Origin of the sequence: Dietzia sp. HMSC21D01 (genome assembly GCF_001815995.1) — a bacterium.
GTDB lineage: Bacteria > Actinomycetota > Actinomycetes > Mycobacteriales > Mycobacteriaceae > Dietzia > Dietzia cinnamea.
This window is the reverse complement of sequence record NZ_KV823643.1, coordinates 1-918: the sequence shown is the minus strand read 5'-3', so window position 1 is coordinate 918 and position 918 is coordinate 1. Positions and strand designations below refer to the sequence as shown.

Genomic DNA, 918 nt, shown 5'->3' with positions numbered 1-918 from the left:
CGCGACGAGGCGCGACGCGAGGCGGCGTGGAGCTCCGCGCGCCCCGGCATCCCCACCACGTGCAGTGCTGGACCGGCCGGTGGGGTGTGCTGCCGGACCTCGCGGCGGCCGTCGGTGGCGAAACCGTGGACCGGCACGTCCAGGCCGCCCGGCTCGAGGTCGAAGCCGAGCCAGTCACGGTGCGCGGCGTGGAGGAGTGACGACGGCGAGAACGGCAACGCCAGGGGGTTGTCGGCCGCCCCGTCGGGCGGGAACTCGCCGGCCCAGTACGGGCGCTCGAACGGCAGGGGCATCCCCTCGTCCTCGACGATGCGGTCGTCCGCGCCGGCGAACGCCCGGATCAGGCGCCCGGACTCCCAGCGGGCGAACCCGCTGACCCCGTCCTCGGGATCCTGCGCGAACAACAGGACGACCGGTGCCTCGACCAGCCGGAGCCACGCGTCCGCCGCGGCCGACGGCACGACCGGGCCCTCGACGGGGGTCTGCACCACCGTCAGGCCGGGGTAGGAACCCACGTAGATCTCACCCTGGCCGGCCGACGCCGACCGGTTGAGCGGGAACGCGCCCAGCGACGCAACGGTCACGGTGGGGAACAGCCGGGACAGCAGGCGGCGGGCGAAGCCGGGGTCCGACGGATGCCCCGCCCGGATGGGGGCGGCGGGATCGTCGGTCGCCAGGTACCAGAAGGTCGCGACGTGGTGGCCCATGTCCGTGACTCAGTCGTCCTTACCGCGGACCCCGAGGAGGACGTCCTCCCACGACGGCATCGTGGGATGACGGCGTGAGGGGCGTCGTTCGGGTTCGGTCGGCGTCGGCTGGAGGAAGTCCTCGTCGTCGTCGCCACCACCCGCGCCACCACCGCCACCGGCCGCGGCACCGGCACCACGGCCGGCCGGCGCGGCGGACGGGGGCGCGTCA

The 918-nt window shown here is 75.1% G+C and carries 1 protein-coding gene and 1 pseudogene; both read right to left on the bottom strand.

Features of this window, described 5'->3' with window-relative positions; all coding sequences use genetic code 11:
- Positions 1-707 (bottom strand): DUF6928 family protein (locus HMPREF3086_RS01155; protein ID WP_070719750.1); only part of this gene is annotated, 707 nt, incomplete at its 3' end.
- 9 nt (positions 708-716) lie between these two features.
- A pseudogene (locus HMPREF3086_RS19395) lies at positions 717-918 on the bottom strand (DUF3071 domain-containing protein); the annotation flags it as partial.